Genomic DNA, 3,305 nt, shown 5'->3' on the forward strand with positions numbered 1-3,305 from the left:
GCCGAGCCGAAGACTTCGGAGCAGACGCGAGTCAGTGCTGCAGTCAGGGTGGTCTTGCCATGGTCGACGTGACCAATGGTGCCAACGTTGACGTGCGGTTTGTTACGTTCGAATTTTTCTTTAGCCATCGAGACCGTCCCCATCACCGGAAATGAACTGAGCGAGTCACGCCACCATTAAAACAAAGGCAGATATCGAAATATCTGCCTTTGGATTTGGAGCTCATGAGCGGATTTGAACCGCTGACCTCACCCTTACCAAGGGTGTGCTCTACCAACTGAGCTACATGAGCGAAGCTTTCTTCACAAACCTCAACCTGGAGCGGGTAGCGGGAATCGAACCCGCATCATCAGCTTGGAAGGCTGAGGTTCTACCACTAAACTATACCCGCTATAAGCCGGGGCTTACGCCGCAAAACTGGTGGAGGGAGAAGGATTCGAACCTTCGAAGTCGATGACGTCAGATTTACAGTCTGATCCCTTTGGCCACTCGGGAATCCCTCCAAAGAGGGCAGCATTTTCATTGCAACCCTTTTTGATGTCAAGCATTTTCTCAATAAAAACCTGAGGTTAGCTTGACCATGCAACTATCTGCCGGCACCTGGAAATCACCCGCCAGCAAAGCGGGCGCAATTCTATTCAAAGCCACTCTCCGTTGCAATGCCTTTACATGGCATTTGTTCGCTCTGAACACCTGGAACCGCGGCCAGCACAATGGCAAGGACTTCAGGGGAAACCAGGCGCCTGCTCTCGGGAGAAATCCGTAGCCAGAATTTGCGATGCAACCTCGGCAATGTCCGAACCCCGGGCTCGTACCCTAGCTCTTGCAACCTTGCGAGCAAGCGGTCGACATCCGCCTTGCGCGGAAAGATTCCCAATGAAATGCCGTTGGCAAGATCGCCCTCGGCAATGATATAGCCATCCACGTTGCGCGCCTGCAGCTCGCGCAACTGCTGCAATGACGCAGGCCTGGAGCCAAGGGGAGGCAGGTAGACCCAGAAGTCTTCGCCCGACACCGAGTCCAGCCCGAGGACATTGGAGTCGATATCAAGACTCAACAGCCGCTGGCGGAGATCGAGCAAAGCCGCTTCGCTATCGATTCCGCCCAGGAAGAGACAGGTCTCCTCCCTCTGCCCATCCCCTCCAGCCTGCGACTCACTCAAGAGCCGAATACTCTCTCCCACCCGAGATTCAGGTGACTGCACCTCAACGGGAGCCAGAGGCAAGCGGTGCTGATGCTGGATGTAGAAAAATGCATTCAACATCAGCAACAGAAGAAAGAGCCAGCGCATCGACACCTCTACACCTCTACCGGGCAAGCCAACGCCAAGCCACGGAACACCAGATCAGGAACATGGCGGACAGATGCCAATCCATCGACAAGCGCCCCATCACCACCTGTTACATATATGGCGGCGTCCTTCCCAAGCACCTGAACGGCCCTGGCGACCTGGCTCTCTATATAGGCACGCAACATCAGTAAGCAACCTCTCTCCACCGCCTCGGCCGTGGAGCGCCCGGGGGAGAGATCTCCAAGGGAACCGCCATGGCCCGGATCATAGCGAATGCGTTGTGTATGGGATTGCAACTGCTGGCGCAAAGAAGGAATTCCCGGGCAGATGTAACCGCCGAGGTGACGCCCTTCGGCGTCGATCCAGTCAACGGTTACAGCCGTCCCCAGGTCGATCACAAGACATGCCTCGCGAGCGACATTGTACGCCGCGACAATTGCCAGCCAACGATCCATACCCAATCGCTGGTAATCGAGATAACCGTTGGATACACCAGCCAGCTCCATGGAAGGTAAAGCCAGTGCTACCGGACAATCCAATAGCCGTGATATGGCCGCAGAAATCTCTTCGGTCTCCTCGTCAGCGCGCACACTGACCATACGAACAAAAGATACCGAAGCCCTGGATTGCTGCAACTGCGCTCGAAGTGCCTCAAGCCCATCAGCGACATGTACAGGCAAAATGCAACGGCCATCACCTGAAAACAGCCGCCACTTCAGAAAGCTGTTACCGCAGTCCAGCTCAAGAATCATGATCAAGCCTCAGACTCAACTCTCCGCCACTGAAAACATATATGCACCCATCGACATCAAGGCGTAGCGCACCATGGTCATCCACACCAAGCACACGCCCCAACACCTCCTGCGAACCGGCACTCAGCCGGCACATCAGCCCTTGCCATACGTTCACGGCCTCCCATTCCGCACGCAGAGCGGAAAAGCCTTCAGATATATGCCGCTCCAGGTAGCCTGAAAGAGACATTGCAAGGCGCAGCAAAAGCTCATTACGATCGACCAGTGCACCTAGAACAGAACGCAGGGATGTCCATGGCTGATCAATCTCATCAACAGAGAACGTCATATTCACATTGATACCGATACCAATCACGACATGACACTGGTCTGCTGGATCTCCAGTCAGCTCAAGCAGAATACCCGCGACCTTCTTTCCATCCACATATACGTCATTGGGCCATTTGAGCCCCACCCCGGGCACCCCCAGAGAACGCAAGGTATCGACGACAGCAAGGCCGACGGCCAGGCTCATACCAGACAGATGACGGCCACCCGCCTCCACCCGGAGAGCAAAGCTGCAATAAAGATTGCGCACCGGAGGACTGGCCCAGCGACGCCCACGTCGCCCCCGGCCAGCGGTCTGGGATTCGGCCACGACGATAAATGGAAGGGAGGTCGGGCACTGCAACAACCGAAGCGCCTCGGCATTCGTGGAGTCTATTTCCTCACGGAGAAAAACCGACCAGCCAAGCGAACCCAGAGCCGAGGAAAGACGCGATTCATCCAGAAGCGATATAGGGGAAGCCAAACGATATCCCTTGCCGGATATACGCTCCAGAGAGATGGAGAAGCTCTTTTCCAGGAGCTGCAGCTTCTTCCACACCGCCGCCCTGGTAACCCCGAGCAAAGCACCGAGCTCCGCCCCCGAGTGAAAGCGCCCATCGCTGAGCAACTGCAGCAATCTGTACATAAAACGCTCATATTTGGCCAGCAGGCAGCATCATAACGATAGCGGATGCTTATGCCTATAAACTCAATGTAGGGTTTTCTGGGACCAAAATAGCCTGGAGCATTTCTTGCCAGCAGAGGGAGCTGCACTGGCTACGAATTACCATTCATTTCCATAGCCCAAAAAAGAACGCCCCGATCCATGAGGACCGGGGCGTTCGTGTAGAAGCTTGACGATGACCTACTCTCACATGGAGAAACTCCACACTACCATCGGCGATGCGTCGTTTCACTACTGAGTTCGGGATGGGATCAGGTGGTTCCAACGCTCT

4 protein-coding genes, 3 tRNA genes and 1 rRNA gene are annotated in these 3,305 nt (G+C 55.2%); all 8 read right to left on the reverse strand.

Annotation, left to right across the window (positions count from 1 at the left end; all coding sequences use genetic code 11):
• The coding region (locus DNJ95_RS18975; protein WP_234461683.1) for a GTP-binding protein at window positions 1-128 on the reverse strand (128 nt) is incomplete at its 3' end.
• Window positions 129-216: 88 nt separating this feature from the next.
• Window positions 217-292 (reverse strand) — tRNA-Thr (locus DNJ95_RS18980).
• A 25-nt stretch (window positions 293-317) separates the two neighbouring features.
• A tRNA-Gly gene (locus DNJ95_RS18985) sits at window positions 318-391 on the reverse strand.
• 27 nt (window positions 392-418) lie between these two features.
• Window positions 419-503: transfer RNA gene (locus tag DNJ95_RS18990), tRNA-Tyr, on the reverse strand.
• Between the two features lie 131 nt (window positions 504-634).
• Complete coding sequence (locus tag DNJ95_RS18995; protein ID WP_131186267.1) at window positions 635-1,291, reverse strand: SPOR domain-containing protein; 657 nt, start codon at window positions 1,289-1,291, stop codon at window positions 635-637.
• 8 nt (window positions 1,292-1,299) lie between these two features.
• Window positions 1,300-2,043, reverse strand: a complete 744-nt coding sequence (locus DNJ95_RS19000; RefSeq protein ID WP_131186268.1) for a type III pantothenate kinase — start codon at window positions 2,041-2,043, stop codon at window positions 1,300-1,302.
• Window positions 2,033-2,995, reverse strand: coding sequence for a bifunctional biotin--[acetyl-CoA-carboxylase] ligase/biotin operon repressor BirA (gene birA / locus DNJ95_RS19005; protein ID WP_131186269.1), 963 nt, complete (start codon window positions 2,993-2,995; stop codon window positions 2,033-2,035). Before birA ends, DNJ95_RS19000 begins: the two co-directional genes overlap by 11 nt.
• 206 nt (window positions 2,996-3,201) lie before the next feature.
• Window positions 3,202-3,305 (reverse strand): 5S ribosomal RNA (gene rrf, locus DNJ95_RS19010); the annotation flags it as partial.

Source organism: Stutzerimonas kirkiae, from assembly GCF_004327335.1.
Lineage (GTDB): Bacteria > Pseudomonadota > Gammaproteobacteria > Pseudomonadales > Pseudomonadaceae > Stutzerimonas > Stutzerimonas kirkiae.

Bases quoted from the DNA above. Each gene is read 5' to 3' on its own strand.
- birA (WP_131186269.1), bottom strand. From the start codon at position 2,995: ATGTACAGATTGCTGCAGTTGCTCAGCGATGGGCGCTTTCACTCGGGG.
- DNJ95_RS19000 (WP_131186268.1), bottom strand. From the start codon at position 2,043: ATGATTCTTGAGCTGGACTGCGGTAACAGCTTTCTGAAGTGGCGGCTG.
- DNJ95_RS18995 (WP_131186267.1), bottom strand. From the start codon at position 1,291: ATGCGCTGGCTCTTTCTTCTGTTGCTGATGTTGAATGCATTTTTCTAC.